General features: G+C 45.5%; 18 protein-coding genes. 7 read left to right on the forward strand and 11 right to left on the reverse strand.

Features of this window, described 5'->3' with window-relative positions; genetic code table 11:
* The first annotated feature begins 179 nt into the window (after positions 1–179).
* From V7R42_RS05865 to V7R42_RS05885, 5 genes are all read left to right on the forward strand, one after another.
* Positions 180–1,175 carry a response regulator gene (locus V7R42_RS05865; protein WP_334019259.1) on the forward strand — a complete coding sequence of 332 codons (996 nt, stop codon included), beginning with the start codon at positions 180–182 and terminating at the stop codon, positions 1,173–1,175.
* Positions 1,175–1,687 (forward strand): PAS domain-containing protein, encoded by a 513-nt coding sequence (locus V7R42_RS05870; protein ID WP_334019260.1) that lies wholly within the window; start codon positions 1,175–1,177, stop codon positions 1,685–1,687. The genes V7R42_RS05865 and V7R42_RS05870 overlap by 1 nt, the downstream gene beginning before the upstream one ends.
* Positions 1,688–1,798: 111 nt before the next feature.
* Complete coding sequence (locus tag V7R42_RS05875; protein WP_334019261.1) at positions 1,799–3,565, forward strand: Lcl C-terminal domain-containing protein; 1,767 nt, start codon at positions 1,799–1,801, stop codon at positions 3,563–3,565.
* Between the two features lie 2 nt (positions 3,566–3,567).
* Positions 3,568–4,140, forward strand: a complete 573-nt coding sequence (locus V7R42_RS05880) for an Lcl C-terminal domain-containing protein (protein ID WP_334019262.1) — start codon at positions 3,568–3,570, stop codon at positions 4,138–4,140.
* A gap of 259 nt (positions 4,141–4,399) precedes the next feature.
* The gene (locus V7R42_RS05885) at positions 4,400–5,194 is read left to right on the forward strand and encodes a YggN family protein (RefSeq protein WP_334019380.1); all 795 of its coding nucleotides are present in this window, start codon (positions 4,400–4,402) and stop codon (positions 5,192–5,194) included.
* Between the two features lie 112 nt (positions 5,195–5,306).
* On the opposite strand, the gene hemW is transcribed toward V7R42_RS05885, so the two are convergent.
* The 6 genes from hemW to V7R42_RS05915 all read right to left on the reverse strand — a co-directional run bounded on the left by hemW (position 5,307) and on the right by V7R42_RS05915 (position 10,815).
* On the reverse strand, positions 5,307–6,446 hold the full coding sequence (hemW, locus tag V7R42_RS05890) for a radical SAM family heme chaperone HemW (protein WP_334019263.1): 1,140 nt from the start codon (positions 6,444–6,446) through the stop codon (positions 5,307–5,309).
* Positions 6,439–7,041 carry an XTP/dITP diphosphatase gene (locus V7R42_RS05895; RefSeq protein ID WP_334019381.1) on the reverse strand — a complete coding sequence of 201 codons (603 nt, stop codon included), beginning with the start codon at positions 7,039–7,041 and terminating at the stop codon, positions 6,439–6,441. The genes hemW and V7R42_RS05895 overlap by 8 nt, the downstream gene beginning before the upstream one ends.
* 103 nt (positions 7,042–7,144) lie before the next feature.
* Entirely contained in the window at positions 7,145–8,371 is a 1,227-nt protein-coding gene (gene srmB / locus V7R42_RS05900; RefSeq protein WP_014948476.1) for an ATP-dependent RNA helicase SrmB, read from the reverse strand.
* A 73-nt stretch (positions 8,372–8,444) separates the two neighbouring features.
* The gene (locus V7R42_RS05905; protein ID WP_334019264.1) at positions 8,445–9,158 is read right to left on the reverse strand and encodes a hypothetical protein; all 714 of its coding nucleotides are present in this window, start codon (positions 9,156–9,158) and stop codon (positions 8,445–8,447) included.
* A gap of 275 nt (positions 9,159–9,433) precedes the next feature.
* Positions 9,434–9,649, reverse strand: coding sequence for a hypothetical protein (locus V7R42_RS05910; RefSeq protein ID WP_334019265.1), 216 nt, complete (start codon positions 9,647–9,649; stop codon positions 9,434–9,436).
* Positions 9,650–9,666: 17 nt separating this feature from the next.
* Positions 9,667–10,815, reverse strand: coding sequence for a CCA tRNA nucleotidyltransferase (locus tag V7R42_RS05915; RefSeq protein ID WP_334019266.1), 1,149 nt, complete (start codon positions 10,813–10,815; stop codon positions 9,667–9,669).
* Between the two features lie 219 nt (positions 10,816–11,034).
* On the opposite strand from V7R42_RS05915, the gene V7R42_RS05920 reads away from it, so the two are divergent.
* The gene (locus V7R42_RS05920; protein WP_334019267.1) at positions 11,035–11,946 is read left to right on the forward strand and encodes an ExeA family protein; all 912 of its coding nucleotides are present in this window, start codon (positions 11,035–11,037) and stop codon (positions 11,944–11,946) included.
* Positions 11,939–13,222 (forward strand): general secretion pathway protein GspB, encoded by a 1,284-nt coding sequence (locus V7R42_RS05925; RefSeq protein ID WP_334019268.1) that lies wholly within the window; start codon positions 11,939–11,941, stop codon positions 13,220–13,222. The genes V7R42_RS05920 and V7R42_RS05925 overlap by 8 nt, the downstream gene beginning before the upstream one ends.
* Positions 13,223–13,323: 101 nt before the next feature.
* Here the strand turns inward: V7R42_RS05925 and V7R42_RS05930 are convergent, their stop codons facing one another.
* The 5 genes from V7R42_RS05930 to leuA all read right to left on the reverse strand — a co-directional run bounded on the left by V7R42_RS05930 (position 13,324) and on the right by leuA (position 19,528).
* Positions 13,324–14,520 (reverse strand): HD-GYP domain-containing protein, encoded by a 1,197-nt coding sequence (locus V7R42_RS05930; RefSeq protein WP_334019269.1) that lies wholly within the window; start codon positions 14,518–14,520, stop codon positions 13,324–13,326.
* Positions 14,521–14,851: 331 nt separating this feature from the next.
* Positions 14,852–15,457 carry a 3-isopropylmalate dehydratase small subunit gene (gene leuD / locus V7R42_RS05935; RefSeq protein WP_334019270.1) on the reverse strand — a complete coding sequence of 202 codons (606 nt, stop codon included), beginning with the start codon at positions 15,455–15,457 and terminating at the stop codon, positions 14,852–14,854.
* A 3-nt stretch (positions 15,458–15,460) separates the two neighbouring features.
* Positions 15,461–16,861, reverse strand: coding sequence for a 3-isopropylmalate dehydratase large subunit (leuC, locus tag V7R42_RS05940; protein WP_334019271.1), 1,401 nt, complete (start codon positions 16,859–16,861; stop codon positions 15,461–15,463).
* Positions 16,862–16,870: 9 nt separating this feature from the next.
* Positions 16,871–17,968, reverse strand: a complete 1,098-nt coding sequence (gene leuB, locus V7R42_RS05945) for a 3-isopropylmalate dehydrogenase (RefSeq protein ID WP_334019272.1) — start codon at positions 17,966–17,968, stop codon at positions 16,871–16,873.
* Positions 17,969–19,528 (reverse strand): 2-isopropylmalate synthase, encoded by a 1,560-nt coding sequence (gene leuA, locus V7R42_RS05950; RefSeq protein WP_334019273.1) that lies wholly within the window; start codon positions 19,526–19,528, stop codon positions 17,969–17,971.
* Positions 19,529–19,899 lie beyond the last annotated feature (371 nt).

Genomic DNA, 19,899 nt, shown 5'->3' on the forward strand with positions numbered 1-19,899 from the left:
GAGTGTTTCGTATCACTATATACATGGAATCTATTCAAACAAAAAGTATCGTGTTTGTTGATGAGCGAAAGCTCGGTTGAATTGATACTTCAGTTCCCAATGGTTATGCCGATACAATTGAAATTGCTAGAAAATACCAGTGGTAACTGGTTTCAAAAGCTAGGTGGTAAAAGAATTTAATGTTTTCTGTACTCGTATGTGACGACTCGTTAGTTGCGCGCAAGCAAGTGGCTAAATGCCTTCCTCAAGATTGGGAAGTAGCCGTACATTTTGCTAAAAATGGTCAAGATGCTCTATCGGCGCTCGCCGAAGGAAAGGGCGATCTTCTATTGCTCGACCTTAATATGCCTGTTTTAGACGGATATGGCACATTAGAAGCGATTCAGAAACAAGGTCTCAAAACCAAAGTTATTGTTGTATCGGGTGACATCCAGCCTGAAGCTCATGAAAGAGTAACGTCACTTGGCGCTTTAGATTTTATTCGAAAGCCTGTGGATCCCCAGAAACTGGCCGAGGTTCTCGATAAATTCAATATTCTTCACGTTGAAGAGGAAGAGCCTGAAGAAGTTTCACCACTAGACCCGGATATTCGCGATTGTTATCAAGAAATTACTAATATTGCCATGGGGCAAGCGGGCGACCATTTAGCGCGCACCATGAACGTGTTTGTTGAGTTGCCAATACCTAACGTTAATTTAATTGAAGTCTCGGAACTTCATATGATGCTTTCTGATATTGAAGGCCACGAGCAAGTCACTGCGGTGTGCCAAGGCTTTTTGGGGCCAGGTGTCAGTGGTGAAGCGCTATGTATTTTAAGCGATTCAAGCTTTGATGATGTGGCCAAAATACTCAATGTAGAAGGAGAGGTCGACGATCAGCTTCAGTTAGAGCTACTTATGGACGCGGCGAGTATTTTGATTGGTACGTGTTTAACAGGGTTAGCTAACCAAATGGACATTAACTTCAGCCAAGGTCACCCCATTGTGCTTGGGCAGCATCGTGCTATCACTGAAATTATCAGCATGAACCAAATTAAGTGGAAGCGCACGTTGGCGATAGAACTTAGTTATGGTCTGGAAGGCTACAATGTTCAGTGTGATTTAATCTTATTGTTCACGGAAGAGTCTATGAAAATGATGAATTCTAAACTCGCCCACTTGTTGGAGGATTTTTAATGAGCCAGCATTTAGATGAGTTACAAGAATTCCACTGGATGATGGACATGCTACAAACGGTAGACGTTGGCATTGTCGTACTAGACCGTAACTTTACGGTGCAAGTGTGGAACGGCTTTATGGAGAGTCACAGTGGTTTCTTGCCCAGTGAAGTAAGGGACAAAACGCTATTTTCGCTATTTCCCGCCATCAAGCAAGACTGGTTTATTAAAAAAGCTAAACCGGTTTTTGACTTAAAAACCCGTGCCTTTATGACATGGGAGCAACGTCCTTATTTATTCAAGTTTCCTAACTACCGGCCGATTACAGGTAGTGAGTCATTCATGTATCAAAACATCACACTTTCTCCTCTTACATCGGCGACGGGTAAGGTCGATTTTATTAGTATGATGATTTACGACATGACTGACGTAGCGGTAGGTAAAAAACAGCTAGAAGCGCTACAAGTGACGGTATCTGAAGCGCAAGAAGCGAGTTCACAATCAGATAGAGCTAATAAAACCCTCTTATAACCGCTACATAAAATACGCGAGAAGACATTCTTTATCTCGCCGCTGAACCTTCATCAAATTTTTACTCGCACTCGGTATAAGGCTTTGGCGCAGAGTGCGATGGGAGTACGTATGCATTTAAGTTCGTCTTCATGTTCAAGCAATTTTCCGCTTAGGGTGATCCGTGGACTGGCAATTCTTGGAGGGGCTTTCATGCTTGCAGCCTGTGGTGGAGGCAGCGGTGATGACACTAATGGTGAGGAAGTCAGCAGCTTAGTTATTAATGCTGGCCCTGACGCTACCGTAACCGAAGGGGCTACCTATTCACTAAGTGCGCAAATCAGTGGTGGTGATGGCACGTACACCTATAATTGGAGTGCGTCTCCTTCACTGACAATTACGCACGAAGACACCAGCGCTTCTGCGGCGAGTTTTGTGGCGCCACTTGTTAATAACGCCACTGAGTATACGCTTACCGTCACGGCAAACGATCAAAGCGGGAATACAGCCAGTGATTTTACGGTTATTACGGTCGCTCCGGTTAACATTGCCCCAGAAGCCCGTATAGATATCCCTGAGTGGGAAAACTTACCAGCGAATACATTTCCTGGCGGTGTTGAAATTGTATTAGATGGATCGGCAAGTAGTGACGGTGACGCCAACGCGACAGATAGTGAAATAGCTAATTACATGTGGACCCAAGCTAGTGGTACCAATGTTATTACGGAGGTTGAAACTAATCTTTCCACGTTGACTATCGTAACCCCCGTGGCGAGCGATGCACAACAGCTGACCTTTCAGTTGGAAGTCACAGACAGTGAAGGGGCCACTGATACCGATACCGTTACAATTTCTGTTCAATCTGAAACTGAGACTTTGCCTGTAGTTGACGCAGGGTTCTCGCAGGGCGTCTTCAGTGGGGAAGTGGTTATTCTTGATGGTGAGGCCACCACCAGTATTCCCAATGCTTTACCACTTACTTATTCGTGGGAGCGCAGTAACAATATTTCTTCAGGCAGTGCGCCAACGTCTGGCGCAGCAAATCTCGCCATTGATGACAGCGATGCGCTTTCTACATTTGCTATTGCACCTTCAGTGTCGTCTTCTACTGTTGTGGCTTATACCCTTACCGTTACCGACGCCAACGGTAACAGAGTCGAAGATACCATTAATGTGAATATACGCCCAATGCCAACGGCACTCTTGAACGACACAGGCTTTTTGCAGCAAGCAACCAACAACGAGTTAACTGTGGCGCATCAGAATGACTTTCCTGGTCAAGACGGACAGCGAGGCGCTGATATCATTGAGCAAAATGGTCTTATAGAAAAAGCAGGGCGTGGAAAAGCTGGCTTTGACTTCACGCGCTTAAATGCCAATGGCGACGAACAAGACACGAATGGGGAAGTGTGGTCGTGCGTTCGCGATAACGTCACTGGATTAGTATGGGAGGTGAAAACCGACGATGGTGCATTTCAAGACAAAGATTACACCTACTCGTGGTACAGCGACGAAGTAAACGGTGGTTTTGTGGGCGACCAGTTCGGCGCAAATGCCACGTGTTTATTAACCAATTGCAATACCTCTGCGTATGTACAAGCGGTTAATGCGCAAGGGTTATGTGGTTTTTACGATTGGCGCCTTCCTACACATCATGAACTCTTTTCATTGATGCATTTAGGTATTACCGACGACGTGGCGATTGATGAGGATTATTTCCCCAACACCGGCGTAACCTCTACCGAGCCCTTATGGTATTGGACCTCAGTGCCCAGTGCTGACGGAGTAAACAGTGACGATGCTCGAAATGCATGGGCGCTAGATTTTGATTCCGGTGTAGATAACTTTCTCAACAAATCGTCAGCGGCGCGTGTTCGTCTAGTTAGAGCAGGGAGATAGACATGAGTAAACCAAATAATAGGAACGCCAAATCAGCGATAAAAAACGCGGTATTGTCTACATGTAAAGTCTTTGCTGCTTCTACTCTACTTGCCAGTTTATCAGTTTCAGTTTACGCCCAAGAATGCTTATCTGATGGATTAGAGACTACACCACAAGATAACTTTGAAGAGCTAACCTCTAGTACATTGCTGGATACCACCACAGATTTGGTGTGGAGACGCTGTGCCGAAGGGCAAATGTGGGATGGTTCTACATGCAGCGGTGAAGCGGTGAAATATACGTGGCAGCAGGCGTTGCAACTCGCGCACCGGGCGAGCAATGAGGATCTCTTGGGATGGCGCTTGCCCAACGTCAAAGAGTTGGCAACATTGACGGAACGCGATTGTGTGCGTCCAGCTATTAACAGTACACTTTTTCCCGCAACGCCACCTGATGATTTTTGGACGTCCACCCCTTCAGCAGACGATCCTGATAGAGCCTGGGTTGTTGCATTTTTTAATGCTAGTCACTCCATCAAAGGAAAAGACCGATTCATATATGTACGACTCGTGCGCACTAACACCAACGAGTAGGAAAAAGTAAAATTTTACGCCGCCTCATATTAATCTTTCGTCTAATATCTGACGCTAAGACTTTTTATAAACAATGCACGCTCTATAATGCGTGCTTTGTTGTTTTAGGTTTGAACGCAGATATATATGCTTCTCGCTCATGATGCCATTATGCTTTGTGTAAATTGATAATCTCGACAAGTTCAACCTGATTTTTAGCACGTTAGACTCATGTTGGCTTTTTATTTCTCAGTTAGCTAGCCACAATGATGGTATGAAAATGATATCGCGCCTTAAGGCTTTCTTCTTCACAATTTGCTTATTCGCTGGACTAAGTGCATCAGCGCAAGCCGAATATACCTGCAACATCGATTTTGCTTATGGCATTGCCGTTAACAATCAGCAGTTGCGAGTAATGGATAAAACCCGCACTGTGGTCCAAATTAACGATCAAAATCAGCTGTTTGTAGGCGGTCGCTGGCAAACTTTAAATGAACAGGAACGGCAGTGGCTAGAAGAGTATTCTTCAGGACTACACTATGTCGTTCCAAAAATGATTATTTTGGCTACCGAAGGTGTAGATTTAGCCATTGATACCATTGAGCATGTTTACTTAGGTTTAGTGGGCAGTGATCACGATAGCTATGAACGTTTGAATGCTGCGATGAAGCGTGTTCAAAACCGCGTGAAGGATAAATTCAGGCATGCCAGTAATCATTATTTTATCGGCCCCGGATCGCTGGAAAGTGTTGATGAGTTTGTCGATAGTGAAATAGAAGCGCAGCTTGAGGAAGCTATTTCTACCTCAGTTGGCGGTATATTATCTGCTATCAGTGGCATCAATACAGGAAGCGGTGAGGTAAACCAAGAGAAGGTGGCAGAAATTACCCGCCAGCTTAACAACGTGGGCGAGCATCTAGATGTGGGTGACAAAGCTACGACCTTGCGCAAAAAAGCAGAATGGTTTTGTGAAAAGCTTAAGCGCTTAGATGTGGCGGAAGAAAAGCTTAGAGCAAATGTGCCAGCTTTTAAACCTTACAATATTATTACGCTTCACGATAAAAGCGATGATTAAGAATTGATGAAGAAGAGTTAATGTAAGGTCGAATACAGACTGAGTAAAATAGAAAGCCTGCGTGAGCAGGCTTTTTCGATCTGGCTTTTGGATTGCGCTTCGCAGGGCAAGGCTAAACTAAACACGACAGCAGCGAGTTGAGATATCTACGTCCTTTTGCGGTTACCTGCCAGTGGCTATCTGAAATAGAAAGTAAACCTTGGTGGTGAGCATCAGACAATGCACGCTTAACGTCATCTGTTAACTCAGTACCTGTGAAATCGTTAAAATCACTTATCGGGCAAGGCTCTACTAGACGAAATCTGTTCATGAAGAACTCAAACGGCAGATCGTCTCTTCTTACCTGCGTTTGCGTATCTAAATACGGGCGGCTCATTTCCATATAGCCCCTTGGGTGCTTCACTTTAACGGTGCGGTGAATAGTGCCATTAGTGGCATCAGTAATCTTTCCGTGGGCACCGCAGCCTATGCCTAAGTAGTCGCCAAAGCGCCAGTAATTCAGGTTATGACGGCATTGATGCCCCGCTTTGGCATAGCCTGAAATCTCGTACTGGTGGTAGTCTGCACGCTCTAGGAGGCTGTGGCCTCTTTCCTGTATTTCCCACAGAATATCGTCGTCAGGTAGCTCTGGCGGCTTTGAATAGAAAGGCGTGTTTGGCTCGATAGTAAGCTGGTACCACGACAGATGGTAGGGATCTAGCTCTATACCTTGGCGTAAGTCTGCCATGGCATTCTCTACGCTTTGCTCAGGTAGACCATGCATGAGATCTAAATTAAACGTGGGTAGCCCCGCACTGTGAGCTTGTTTTACCGCATTTTCAGCTTGGCTTTCATTATGAATACGGCCTAGCACTTTTAAATGCTTAGGCTGAAAGCTTTGAATACCCACCGATATTCGGTTTACGCCTGCCTGATAAAAGCCTGCAAACTTGCCTGCTTCAACGGTACCTGGGTTGGCTTCCATGGTGATTTCTGCAGTGTCGCTTAAGTTAACCCGCTGTTTAACGCCGTTTAAAATGTCTGCCATGGCCTCGCTTGAAAATAAACTGGGCGTGCCACCGCCTATAAAGATTGTCTCAATAGGGCGGTCGCCAATGCGTTTGGCATCAATGGCTAAATCGTCCAGCAGGTGCGCCACATATTCTTTTTCGGGTAAATCAGACTTAAGCCCGTGAGAGTTAAAATCACAGTACGGACACTTTTGAACACACCAGGGAATGTGGATATAAAGGCTAAGCGGTGGATTACGCAAAAGTCGCTCTCATATTATCAAGCAAAATCGCAAGGGCGTTGCCGCGATGGCTTATGCGGTTCTTTTCGGCTTTTTCTAATTCGGCTGCGGTACAGCCGTGCGTCGGTACGTGAAATACGGGGTCGTAGCCGAAACCGTCATTGCCAGAGCGAGCAGTCAAAATTTCACCTTGCCATTTACCTTGGCTAACTAATGGTACTGGGTCGTCGGCGTGTCGCATCAACACTAATGTACAGAAAAAGTGTGCTTTACGCTGAGTTTCGCCGTCAAGGGCAGCTAATAGCTTGTCGATATTAGTATCGTCAGTTGCATTAGCGCCAGCATAGCGGGCTGAATAAATACCGGGTGCACCGCCAAGGGCGTCAACCACCAAGCCTGAGTCGTCAGCAATAGCAGGAAGGCCTGTTACTTGTGCCGCATGACGCGCTTTAATAATGGCATTTTCAACGAATGTTGTGCCTGTTTCAGGCACATCAGATACACCTAATTCTTTTTGCGCCACAACGTCTACTCCGTAATCTACAAACAAGGATGCAAACTCACGCACCTTGCCTTGATTACCTGTGGCTAAAACAATTTTTTCTGGGAATTTCATTGTGCCAGACTCCTCGTTGTTTCTTTGCTCCTGAAATAAGCTCGAAGACATTCATCGGGTTACCTTCGGCCATCGCATCGCTCACCCTCTACGTGCTCGAGTTTTACTTTTTCTTTTTAGGCTTAGCTTTTGCCTTGGCTTTGTCTTTGGCCTTCACTTTTTTCTTTTTTGGGCCAATTTTAGGCGTTTTGTTTTTAGGGCGTAGCTCGTCGATGACGCGAGCTTTAAGTGGTTCGCCCATGTAACGTGCGGTTTTGGCTACCATGTCAAAATCGTGGGCCTCAACCAAAGATATTGCAGTGCCCTTGGCGCCAGCGCGGCCGGTTCTGCCAATGCGGTGCACGTAAACGTCGGCTTTGCGCGGCATGTCGAAGTTAATAACATGGCTCACGTTAGGTACGTCGATACCGCGGGCAGCAACATCCGTTGCCAGCAAGATAGGTACTTCACCACTTTTGAAACGGGCTAGCGCTGCAATGCGTTTGTCTTGTGGCATTTCACCCTGTAGCCAGCACACTGGAATGTCTTTCGAGGCTAAGAAGTCCTTAAGCATTTGCAGGCGTTCGCGGGTTTTCACAAACACGACCGCTGACGTCGTGGTTTCTTGCTTCAAAATATTCACCAGCAAAGCTTGCTTGTGATTCATGTCGTCAGCAAGGTGATACCACTGATGAATTTTGTTCTTCTCTTTGCGCGACGGGTTCGCTTCAATCACTTCAGGATTGTTAAGGATGTCATGAGCGAAGGTCTTAACACCTTTGCCTTCAAGCGTGGCAGAGAATAATAGGTTTTGCTTGCGCCAGCGAGCTTCCGCAGCAATTTGGTTAACGACTGTTGAGAAACCCATATCCAACATGCGGTCAGCTTCATCAAGAATTAAACACTCGATATCACGGCAATCTGCGGCTTCTTTTTCGATATGCTCAAGCAAACGACCTGGCGTGGCCACAAGAATATCGAGATTCTTGCTTAAGGTTTCTTTATCGGTACCGTAGTTAATACCGCCGGTTATTACGCCGCACACAATTTGTGTATGTTTAGTAATAGCTAGGGCTTGCTCGTAAACCTGCAACGCTAATTCGCGGGTAGGCGTTAGGATCAAAATACGTGTAGCACCAGGCTGTCTGCGCGGATAATCAAGTAAAAACTGGCATGCAGGCAATAAGAAAGCGGCTGTTTTACCTGTACCTGTAGGAGCAGAGGCCAAGATATCTCGACCATCCAACGCATGCGGAATAACCAGTTCTTGAATGCTAGTTGGAGTTTCAAACCCCATATCGGCAGCTGCGTGACACAGTGCCTCGTCTAATTCGAGTTCTTCGAAAGTCATAGTATAAAAAACGCTCTAGATGAATGGGGCGTATTGTAGCATTGCTATACCAAAACATTGAGAAAAACTGGCGTTAAATTCGCACACCGTAGGTAAATACACATTCTGACGCTAACGGGTTGGCGCTGTTAGCGTTAAGTAAATGCAAGTGCGTTAAATCGAGCTTACTCACTTTATCCTCACTTTCAACCCGTGAAATTTCGAAGTAGTAGTTGGCGTACGGTGAATTTGGTTCTTGAAGTTCTAGGTAAGGAAACTGGCGAAACTTCCATTTACCCTTTGCGTTTTCTAAAGATGTGGGCGTTTGAAGTGTTAGGGTATATGCTCCGTCTTTATGCAGCGTGAGGCGCTGGCCGTTACCACATCCTTTGGCGATATAGCTATGGATAAGATCTTGGGCAAGTAGGGTTCCGCTGGGGCGATTGCCGTCAGGAAACACGAATAGCGCCAAAGAGTTTTTAGTATACCAATGATTGCCTTGAGTGAGCGATTGGATACTGTTTACAGAGTAACCCGCATTCTCTGCGATGGTAGTGGTATTGTCGATTGCTTCTGGTGATTGTAGCAGCAAAGAATAGAGCAACGTATTGGTAGACACGGATGTAGGAAAATCAAAGTCGTTTACTTCAACATTCAAGCCTTGGTTCGTTAACTGTTCAGATAGGGCTTGAACCTTGGACGGCTCAAGATATTTGCCGTAAAGATAGACGGTTGGGTGGCTTGCACATCCACTAACTACAAGGATAAAAGCTAAAGTTATAAGGTACGTTATTATTATTTTTTTCACTTAAGAATCTCCAAGCCGATGCCAGATTTCTTCATTTAAAAGGACGAGCCGTTTACTCAAAACGAATCTCGCTTCGAAGTCGTTATTTAACGAGCTGCGAACAAGCAACAAATATCTAGTGAGCAACTGTTGCAAACGTTTCGCACAAATACATTTTAAGATTACATTTGTAATCCTGGTGTGATATTAGCGACATGCTTCAACTATGTAAACGAAAACTTGTTAGCAAAAAAATGGGGTAAAGGCTGTGAGGGACGGTATCAGCATTAGATATATCAGAGTGGTGTAACCAGTGCGCGGTAAACCCAGCTTTGAAGCACGCCATCAGAGGAGAGGGTAACAACATCACCATCCTCGTTAAGTGTAATAGCGTGATTGGTGGCTTCGCTTGAGTTGCGTTTAATTTCCCATGAGGCTATCTCTTCGCCAGAGTTGGCATTCCATAGCGTCACCACTGATTTGGTTGATGCTGTTAAGTAGTTTCCTTTCAATCATTGCCTTAGCACAATTATGTATTAATAGAAGCAATTGCGGATAGCTTTGCCTGGTTGAGTGCGTCTTTTATTTCAGGGCCTTTAACGCCGGTGGCAATGATATCTTGCACATTCACTTGGTTGGCGGATGCCAACGCATCTTCTATGCGCTTTTGTTGGTGTTGCCAATCTACGCCCTTGTTATGGGCATAAGGCGCAAAAGCGCTAAGTAATAATGTGAAACGTTCCTCTCTTCGCCATGCATCACAGCCATTGAACAAGGCGAGTAAGTCAGCGGGCGAGCTCTGCGTGTTTAATAGAAGATCTTTAAACTTACAGGCAAGGCTGACAATTTCACTGACTTGGTTTTGCACTTTGAGACGGCCGCATAGGCGTTTCGCTTCCTCCTCACCAAGATGAGAGAGTAGGGCAGTGAATCGTGTTATCAGTCTAGCGGTTTCTGAATCAGTATTTTTAACGAGGTGTTTACTTGCAGCCTTTTCTAGCTCCACCGCCGTTTTTAACGTTTCCAGAGCAGTATCTAAATTTCTTTCAAGCTCAGTAAACCAGTCATTGAGGCCATGGGCTTGGTTTAATACAATGAAAAAAACATGCGGTGTTTTCTCTAAAAGACTGCGCTTTGTTTCTTGCCATACCCGCTCTGCACTTAGCGTGCTTAACTCGCCGCTTTCGGCCATATTCTGCAGAAGTGCCATGGTTTCAGTGGCGATAGTAAACCCTAAATAAGCATAGCGGGTGGCAAATCGAGCCACGCGAAATACGCGTAAAGGGTCTTCACTAAAGGCGTCAGATACGTGGCGAAGTACGCGGTTTTCTAGATCTTTTTTACCACCATAGGGGTCGATAAGGTTTCCAAAGTTATCTTGCGCTATCGCGTTAACAGTAAGGTCCCGGCGTAACAAATCTTCTTCTAACGTGACCGAGCTTGATGCATCGCACACAAAACCGGTGTAGCCTTTTCCTGACTTACGCTCTGTGCGTGCAAGTGCGTATTCTTCTTGTGTCTTAGGATGTAAAAAAACAGGGAAGTCTTTACCTACTTGGGTAAAACCTTGGTTAAGCATTTCTTCTGGTGTGGCGCCCACCACAACATAGTCGCGTTCAATAACTTTTCTATTTAAAAGTGCGTCACGTACTGCGCCACCAACGAGATATACTTGCATGCTCTTCCAACAATTTTTAGTCAGTAATACTTTTTTCAGTTTAGGGATGTGCCGACTTTTGGCGTGTCGTAAAAATCAATACTCCCAACATAATAGTGGCGCAGTATAGCAATGTTACAAATAAAATTCGTAGCCACATCGTTATGCGCTTTCACTTCAAGGTTGCGTCTGGTAGTTTAATCGTCGTAAAAATTAAAACAGATAGGCGCTTTAGCAACCATGTATTTGAACTACTTCGGGTTAAATGACAATCCTTTTTCGATTGCGCCTAACCCCGATTATTTGTATATGAGCCCAAGGCACAAAGAGGCGTTGGCCCATTTGACCTTTGGCCTTAGAGAAAGCGGTGGGTTTGTCATGCTCACCGGGGAAGTGGGCACAGGAAAAACAACGGTTTCAAGAAAACTATTGCAGCAGCTACCTGATAATACACAGGTGGCCATGATATTGAATCCTACCTTATCCGCCCTTGAGCTATTAGCAACGGTATGCGATGAGCTAGGCTTGGCTTATACACCTGAAAAAGCAAGCCTTAAGTACTTCACCGATTTGATTTTGTCTAAGTTAGCAGAGAATCACCAGTCAGGCATGAATACGGTACTTATGGTTGATGAAGCGCAACATCTGTTGCCCGAAGTACTAGAACAACTTCGTTTATTGACCAACCTAGAAACGAATCGTGAAAAGCTGTTAAAGGTAGTATTGATAGGTCAGCCTGAATTGCAGCAGTTGTTAAAGCGTAACGAATTACGTCAGCTGGCTCAACGTATTACCGCTCGTTATCATCTGCTGCCCTTAACTGCGCCAGAAGTTAGTGCTTACATAGCACACCGCTTAAGCGTGGCCGAAGGTGATATCAGTATTTTCAGTAAGTCTACCTTACGCGCGGTGCATCAAATTACCGGCGGAATTCCAAGGGTAATTAATCTGCTGTGCGACAGAGCGTTAACCTTATCTTTTACTAAGCAGCATGCGGTAGTACAAAAGCCAATTTTTTTGGCCGCGGCAGAGCAAATTCTAGGTGAAGATGTCGTCAGTCAGCGCGTGCGAAGCCAGCGAAAATGGTATTTAGCATCAGCGTTTGTTTTGGCCATCGTATTCGGCTATGGACTAGGGAGTTTGTATGTCTAATATCGTTGCCATTGAAAACCTAACGCCCGGCATGGTGATTGTCCAAATTACTAAGCAGAATGGGCCAGTAAAAATAAGAAAGTCGGGTTTAGTGACCAGTGATGCTATGGTGCAGGGCCTTGCTGAAATGGGCGTTCAAGAGGTTGAGATTGACCCTGAGCAAACCGTGGAAATAGCGCCGGCAGTTCATCATAGGACGCAAACCCAAGCTTTGCTTCGGGGCGAGCATGACACGACAGCCAAATTTGATAAATCCCTTAACGAGCAGTTTAATCGAAGCTTGTTCTTACCCACAGTGGAAGGACTTCCGTCAGCATGGAAGCTTTACACCAAGCAAGTTGCGTTTTTTGCCGTCGTTATTCTTGGTGGTTTATGCATTGGCTTTTCCGCCGCTACGGCAAAACGCTGGTGGCCAATGCTAACTGCACCCTCTTCAGAATCGGCGGCAGACTCTGAAAGCCCGGTTTCACAGGCTGAAGCGAGCGGAGGCGCTTCAACGCTTACGACCGCGCAAAGTAGTAATGAAGCACCAGGCACTTCAAACAACAAAAGTGAACAGGCATCTTCTAACACTCAGGGAAGTGGGCGAAGCGCAGGTTTAAATGAAGCTGCTAATACGGCGGCAAATGCCAACATTAGTAACGGCGCTGCGGCTCAGCCAGGCACCCAATCTAACAATATGGTAAATAACCAGTCTGTTGGCAACTTAGCTGCAACGCAAAGTACTGATTTAGTTGCTGGACCAAATACAAACCCAAACACAGCAGATACTCAGAATCGCTACAATAACGAAGTCTCCCAACGTTCTGGCGGCGAGCCAAGTAATGGATATGAGCGTAACTCTTCAACAGATTCAAGACAAATTGAGGCTTCAGGAGACTACGAAGGAAAAGTATTGAACGAAGCAGCGCCTCAATCTGATGTGTCAGTGTCGCCTGAGCTTATGGCACGCTTTAATGCAGCCGTGGAAGCGCTAGACTCAAATGCGCAAAATAATGCGCCGCCTGATGAGCAAACGCGAGTAACCGTTAAAGACGAGCTACTCCGTGTCGATCAGCTTCCCGTTCGGCTGCTTACGCGGCTTCCCACAATGAATTTTAGTGCACACATGTATGCGTCTCGTCCATCCGATAGGTGGGTGAGAGTAAACGGACGTCAAATAGGTGAGGGCGATTGGATTGCCGATAAGGTGCAAATCGTAAACATTGAAGCGCAGCGTGTGGTGCTTTCTTTCGAAGATGAGCTTTTTACTATGGCAGCATTAACTGATTGGTGAATGTCAATCGCTAGAGCTATCGGTCTTAGGAACAAAATCGTTAAGCAATATGAAAAAGGCCCTTCTGAATGAATGGCCTTTTAGTTGGAAGCACTGATTCTTTACAATGGCATCTGATTAATAAAAACTTCTTTAAAAAATTTAGGTAAGTTCAAGTTAAATTCCTCGGGCCGAACACCTGAAATAATCTCATCGTCGTATTGGCTTAAATCAATGCGCTTAACTTCATTAAAATGTTGCGACGTAAGGCTGTAAAATGTCATTACGTGAGGGCTTACCGGATCTTTAGGATTGATTTTACTCACAATGCCTAGCTTACCGCTTTTTAATCTAACTAATGAGCCCAGAGGGTGCACACCAATACACTGGATAAATTGCTTCACTAATTTTTGGTCTAAGTTCTTACTTGCGGTGAGGCGTTTTAGTGCCTGAGTGGGTGTAATACTGTTTTTGTGTGTTCGGTTAGATGTCATGGCATCGTATGCGTCCACAATAGCAGCGATACGTGCGAATTCTGAAATCTCCTCATCAACTAACCCTTTAGGATAGCCACTTCCATCTACGCGCTCATGATGCTCTTTGATAATACGTAGCGATAAGTCAGAAATATCACCGCATTGTTCAACTAAGTCAGCACCAATTTCAACGTGTGTTTTCATCACTTCCCAATCATCACTGGAAAATTCGCCCGCGTTATTGCGAATCTCATCGGGCAGCGAAGACATGCCGATATCCATTAATAGAGTGCCTAAACTAACTTGCTCTATGGTGTCTCTGTCATAGCCAAGGAATTCACAGAAAATACCGCTAAGTACACTACAGTTGATACTGTGTTCCAGAAGATACTGGTCAGTATCTTTAATCATAGTCAGGCAACTCAGCGCGTCTTTATTATCAAAGACACTTTCTATCAAGCTTTGTGATAGCGACTCCATGGGTGATAAGTCTTTTACCGCCCCATTTTTAAGCGACTTCAAAAAGCTGCTTTGAATGGCAATTGCGTTGTTGTATAGCTCAAACGCTTCATTAATCGAATCGCGACCGACAGGCTTAACAGCCGGTTTAATGGTTTCTGACTCTGCTTGTGTAGATGGCTCGGGTTGAATAGGTGCCTTAGAAAGCTTTGATCTGGCAAGGTCAACCTCGACACTCAAAATGCCCTTCGATTTCAGACTATCAATAATGGCTTGGGTTTTCACAACGCCTTTAGAGCGCATCTTAAGTGAACCTGTCTGTTCAAGTACTTGATTGACATACATTCCAGGTTGCAAATCATCAATGGGTACCTGTTCTAGCATTATCTCTCCTGTGAGGCACAACGATGCCATAGCCTTTAACTACAATAGATAGGAATAGTACGATATTCTAGTGAAAAAAGTCAGAGCTTTATTCATCTTTAGTATAACTAGAGCCTGCTGCGTGACGGCATATAAGTTCACTCTAATATGTTAAAACAGAAGAATGTTTTGAAAAGCAATGACATTTCAACCCCCAGCTGATGAAGTTAAATATTTTCTAAGGGGGGAGCGTTTGATTAAATACTTAGATGGAAGTATAGAAAAGGCGCGCTATCTCACGACAGCGCGCTTTGTTGTATAAGGCGTTTTTAAAGCGATAAAGAAGGTGCTTTTACAACCATGCAGGCTGTTTGTCCTCAAAAGCTTCAATGGTATTAGTTAGTTCTAAGGTTTGACCAATAGCATCTAAGCCTTTAATTAGGTTGTTTTTGTGGTGTTCGGCAATATCAAAGCTGAAGCGCGTGTCGTTAAAACTCACAGCTTGCGCAGGAAGGTTAACGGTGATCTTAATTGCTGGATCTGCCTTCACCGCAGCAAACAACACGTCCATTTGCTCGCTAGATAACGTCACTGGCACTAGCTGGTTATTAATGCAGTTGCCGTAAAAAATGTCAGCAAAGCTGGTGGCAATAACCGTTTTAAAACCAAAATCGGCAAGCGCCCATGGCGCGTGTTCTCGGCTTGAGCCACAGCCAAAGTTTTCGCGAGCTAGCAAAATACTGGCACCTTTGTGCTCTGGCTTATTCAATGCAAATGCCGGGTTTGGCTCTTTTTCTTCTAAGTCCAAGTAGCGCCAGTCGTGGAACAAATGTTTGCCGTAGCCAGCTCGAGTTACGCCAGTCAGAAACTGCTTTGGAATAATTTGATCGGTATCGACATTGGCCTGATCAAGCGGCGCAGCAATGCCTGTGTGTTGTGTAAAACCTTGTTCAGACATAACTTACTCCTGATAATCTCTAACGTCAGCAAAGCGACCGGTAATTGCAGCAGCGGCAGCCATTGCTGGGCTTACTAAGTGAGTGCGCGCACCACGGCCTTGACGGCCTTCAAAGTTACGGTTACTGGTAGAGGCACATCTGTCGCCTGCCACTAGCTTGTCGTCGTTCATACCTAGGCACATAGAGCAGCCAGGTAAGCGCCACTCAAAGCCAGCGTCTATAAAGATTCTATCTAAGCCTTCAGCTTCTGCTTGGCGTTTAACGTTACCAGACCCCGGAACCACAATAGCAGTCACTGTTTCGGCTACTTTGCCACGCTTAGCGATTTGCGCAGCTGCGCGCATATCTTCAATACGTCCATTGGTGCATGAACCGATAAATACGTGGTTAACAGCAACATCAGAAAGCTTTTCGCCTGGCTTCAAGCCCATATACTCAAGGGCTTTTACCGCGCTCTCTTTTTCTATCGGGTCGCTGAAATCTTCAGGTGCAGGTACCGGCGTGTTTACGCCAATAACCTGACCTGGGTTGGTACCCCAAGTAACTTGTGGAGCGATATCCGCCGCTTCAAGTTCAACCACAGTGTCAAAGGTTGCGCCCTCTTCAGTATAAAGGGTTTTCCAATAAGCGACGGCGTTTTCCCAGTCTTGGCCTTTAGGTGCGTATTCTCGGCCTTCAAGGTAGGCGAAGGTTTTCTCGTCTGGTGCAACAAGACCGGCTTTCGCGCCAGCTTCAATACTCATGTTGCACACCGTCATGCGCTCTTCCATGCTTAAACCGCGGATAGCTTCGCCTGCGTATTCGATAACATGACCAGTAGCGCCGGCGTGGCCAATCTTTCCAATAATGGCAAGAATGATGTCTTTTGCGGTAATCCCGACAGGAAGCTTGCCATTTACATTGATAAGCATGCTCTTAGCGCGGCTTTGTTTCAACGTTTGCGTTGCCAACACATGCTCTACCTGAGAGGTACCAATACCAAACGCTAGCGCACCAAATGCACCGTGGGTTGCAGTGTGTGAGTCACCACACACCACCGTCATACCAGGCTGAATTAAACCTAATTCAGGGCCCATGACGTGCACAATACCTTGCTTTTGGTGGCCCACTGGAAATAGCTGAATGCCGTGTTCTTCACAGTTTTTTGCCAAGGTTTGTAGCTGAAGCGCATTTGCCGGACCACAGGCATCAATTGCCAGTGAACGCGTTGAAATACTGTGATCCATGGTGCCAACCGTTCGATCAGGGCGTCGTACTTTACGGCCTTTTTCGTTAAGGCCAGCGAATGCCTGAGGTGATGTCACTTCATGAATTAAGTGACGGTCGATATAAATTAAGCTGTCTTCACCGATTTGGTCGATGATGTGGGCTTGCCACACTTTGTCATATAAGGTCTTGGCCATGAGATGTTTTTACTCCTGCGCCATTAATTGTTTAACGATTTCATCGCCTACTTGCGACGTGCTTGCCGCTTGGCTGCGTTTATCTGCAGGTAATAACTCGCCCGTAAGTACACCTGCTTCTAGTGTCGCTACCACTGCTTTTTCGATAGCGTCTGCTGCATCGCCTAAGTTCATGCTAAAACGAAGCATCATAGCGGCTGATAAAATTTGTGCGATAGGGTTAGCAATGCCTTGGCCAGCAATATCAGGGGCCGAACCGCCTGCTGGCTCATAAAGGCCAAAGCCTTCTTCGTTCATACTTGCAGATGGCAACAAGCCCATAGAGCCTGTCATCATCGCGCATTCATCAGAAACGATATCGCCGAATAAGTTTGAACATAGCATTACATCGAACTGTGCTGGGTTCTTCATTATTTGCATGGTGGCGTTGTCGATATAGATGTGGTCAAGTTCTATATCTGGATAGTCTTTTGACACTTCTTCTGCAATTTCACGCCATAAACGGCTGGTTACCAATACATTGGCTTTGTCTACTGACGTCACTTTGCCGCGACGTTTCTGTGCTGCTTCAAACGCAGCAATAGCAATACGGCGAATTTCACGTTTGCTGTAGCGCATGGTGTCATACGCGAACTCTTCTTCGCCTTCACCTTCACGGCCCTTTGGCTGACCAAAGTAAATGCCGCTGGTTAGTTCGCGCACAACTAAAACGTCTACGCCTGATTTTGCGATATCTTCGCGAAGCGGAGACAAACTCTCAAGGCCAGGATAAATACGCGCAGGTCGTAAGTTACTGAACAAGTCGAAATGGCTGCGTAGGGTTAGTAATGCCGCGCGTTCTGGGCGTTGTTCTAGTGGCAGAGTGTCCCACTTAGGGCCGCCGATACTGCCAAACAAAATTGCATCGGCTTGCTCACAACCCAACAGCGTTTTTGAGGGCAGGGCTTCACCTTCAGTATCAATGGCGTAGCCACCCACAGGATATGCAGTGCGGTTTAGGGTTACGTTAAATTTTTTTTCAACAGCATCTAAAACCTTATTGGCTTCCTGCATAACTTCTGGGCCGATACCGTCTCCGGCTAATACGGCAATTGAATACTGGCTCATTTATACTCCTGCAACGCGTTCTTGTTGATTTTTTTGCTGATCAATTTGATCGGCCAAATAAGTGTTGTTTAATACGAAGATAAGGGCTTTCACACCAGCCTCTACAATATCTGTAGCAAGACCTATTCCGTGGAAACGGCGGCCTTTATAGGTAGCGATTACGCTCACCTGTGCTAGGGCGTCAGCACCTTCACCTTTTGAGTCTAGCTTGAAGTCCACCACTTCTAAATCTTCGTGACCCAGTATAGACATTATGGCTTTATACGCAGCATCTACAGGGCCATTACCAATGCTCGATTGAGTAATTTCTTCAGTGCCCACCTTCATTTTAACGGTGGCACTTGGAATGATTTCGCGTCCTGAATTCGCTTGAAGATAAAGCAACTGGAAATGTGCTTGGTCATGTTTTTGCTTATCGAAGAACAACAAGGCTTCAAGGTCGTAATCGTATACTTGGCCTTTTTTATCCGCTAGCTTTAAGAAGGCGTCATATACTGCTTCTAAATCGTAGTCTTCGGCTTTATAACCCAGCTCAGTCAAGCGGTGCTTAATAACGTGGCGACCTGAGCGAGACGTCAGGTTTAGATTGTTTTTGTTAATGCCCACACTCTCTGGGGTCATAATTTCATAGGTATTTTGCGCTTTTAAGACACCATCTTGGTGAATACCCGATGAGTGACTAAACGCATTCGCGCCTACAATGGCTTTGTTGGCCTGAACCGGCATATTACAAAGCTGGCTTACTAATTTTGAGGTGCGAGAAATTTCGGTTGAGTTAATATTGGTGTCAATGCCCAACATGCCCCTACGGGTTTGCAAGATCATCGCAATTTCTTCAAGCGATGCATTACCGGCACGCTCTCCAATTCCGTTAATCGTACATTCTACCTGTCTTGCGCCTTGCTCAACGGCGGCCAATGAATTCGCAACGGCTAAGCCCAAGTCGTTATGACAGTGAACAGAGATTGTGGCTTTATCGATATTAGGAACGCGATTGAACAATTGCTTAATGATTCCGCCGAATTCAGTAGGTGTGGTATAGCCCACAGTGTCGGGAATGTTGACAGTAGTCGCACCAGCATTAATAGCAGCTTCTACCATGCGGCATAGATAGTCGATGTGAGTACGACCGGCATCTTCACAGGAAAATTCTACGTCATCTGTGTACTGGCGAGCATGCTTAACCGCCTTCACTGCCATTTCAACAATTTCATCTTGTGACTTGCGAAGCTTAGCGCCAACGTGAATTTCAGAGGTCGCAATAAAGGTGTGAATTCGGAATTGTTCGGCAACGCTTAACGCTTGACCACAGGCATCAATATCGCCTGGCAAAGCACGAGATAGACCACAAACGACAGAGTTTTTAACCTCTTTCGCAATCATTTGTACAGAGCGGAAGTCACCTGGAGAAGACACAGGGAAACCCGCTTCAATAATATCTACGCCTAAACGTTCGAGCGCCAGCGCGATCTGTAATTTCTCTTTGGCACTTAGGCTTGCAGGTAAGGCCTGTTCACCGTCTCGCAATGTGGTATCAAAGATCTTCACTTGATTTGTCATGACGCTCTCTCAGTTGAATAGTTAAAAAAAAACCCGTGCTTGGCACGGGTTTTTATGAATTTAAATCGCTGGTCGCAATCTACCCGTGCAGTCTGGCTGCCATAAGGAGTAGAGATAGAAGAAGAAAACGAATACGCATTTGCTGTTGTTTCTTTGCTGACCAAGTTGATAGCGACAATGTACCCATGTGGCACGAAGAGGTCAACCATTGTTTACGATAATGAGTATATTTTTCGCGTATAAAAGCTGTTTTTTTTATTATTTAGGATGTTCATCCTAATTTTTGGTGTTCGGTGCGCGAATTTAGTGCCGATAAGGGGTGGGGGCAAGCGTTGAGAGTAAGGTAAGTTGTTTTTTTAGGATGTGTGTAC

Origin of the sequence: Alteromonas sp. S015 (assembly GCF_036864485.1) — a bacterium.
GTDB lineage: Bacteria > Pseudomonadota > Gammaproteobacteria > Enterobacterales > Alteromonadaceae > Alteromonas.

Excerpts from the sequence above, each read along its gene's own strand:
- V7R42_RS05865 (WP_334019259.1), top strand. The coding sequence starts at position 180 with ATGTTTTCTGTACTCGTATGTGACGACTCGTTAGTTGCGCGCAAGCAA.
- V7R42_RS05870 (WP_334019260.1), top strand. The coding sequence starts at position 1,175 with ATGAGCCAGCATTTAGATGAGTTACAAGAATTCCACTGGATGATGGAC.
- V7R42_RS05875 (WP_334019261.1), top strand. The coding sequence starts at position 1,799 with ATGCATTTAAGTTCGTCTTCATGTTCAAGCAATTTTCCGCTTAGGGTG.
- V7R42_RS05880 (WP_334019262.1), top strand. The coding sequence starts at position 3,568 with ATGAGTAAACCAAATAATAGGAACGCCAAATCAGCGATAAAAAACGCG.
- V7R42_RS05885 (WP_334019380.1), top strand. The coding sequence starts at position 4,400 with ATGATATCGCGCCTTAAGGCTTTCTTCTTCACAATTTGCTTATTCGCT.
- V7R42_RS05895 (WP_334019381.1), bottom strand. The coding sequence starts at position 7,041 with ATGAAATTCCCAGAAAAAATTGTTTTAGCCACAGGTAATCAAGGCAAG.
- srmB (WP_014948476.1), bottom strand. The coding sequence starts at position 8,371 with ATGACTTTCGAAGAACTCGAATTAGACGAGGCACTGTGTCACGCAGCT.
- V7R42_RS05915 (WP_334019266.1), bottom strand. The coding sequence starts at position 10,815 with ATGCAAGTATATCTCGTTGGTGGCGCAGTACGTGACGCACTTTTAAAT.
- V7R42_RS05920 (WP_334019267.1), top strand. The coding sequence starts at position 11,035 with ATGTATTTGAACTACTTCGGGTTAAATGACAATCCTTTTTCGATTGCG.
- V7R42_RS05925 (WP_334019268.1), top strand. The coding sequence starts at position 11,939 with ATGTCTAATATCGTTGCCATTGAAAACCTAACGCCCGGCATGGTGATT.
- V7R42_RS05930 (WP_334019269.1), bottom strand. The coding sequence starts at position 14,520 with ATGCTAGAACAGGTACCCATTGATGATTTGCAACCTGGAATGTATGTC.
- leuD (WP_334019270.1), bottom strand. The coding sequence starts at position 15,457 with ATGTCTGAACAAGGTTTTACACAACACACAGGCATTGCTGCGCCGCTT.
- leuC (WP_334019271.1), bottom strand. The coding sequence starts at position 16,861 with ATGGCCAAGACCTTATATGACAAAGTGTGGCAAGCCCACATCATCGAC.
- leuB (WP_334019272.1), bottom strand. The coding sequence starts at position 17,968 with ATGAGCCAGTATTCAATTGCCGTATTAGCCGGAGACGGTATCGGCCCA.
- leuA (WP_334019273.1), bottom strand. The coding sequence starts at position 19,528 with ATGACAAATCAAGTGAAGATCTTTGATACCACATTGCGAGACGGTGAA.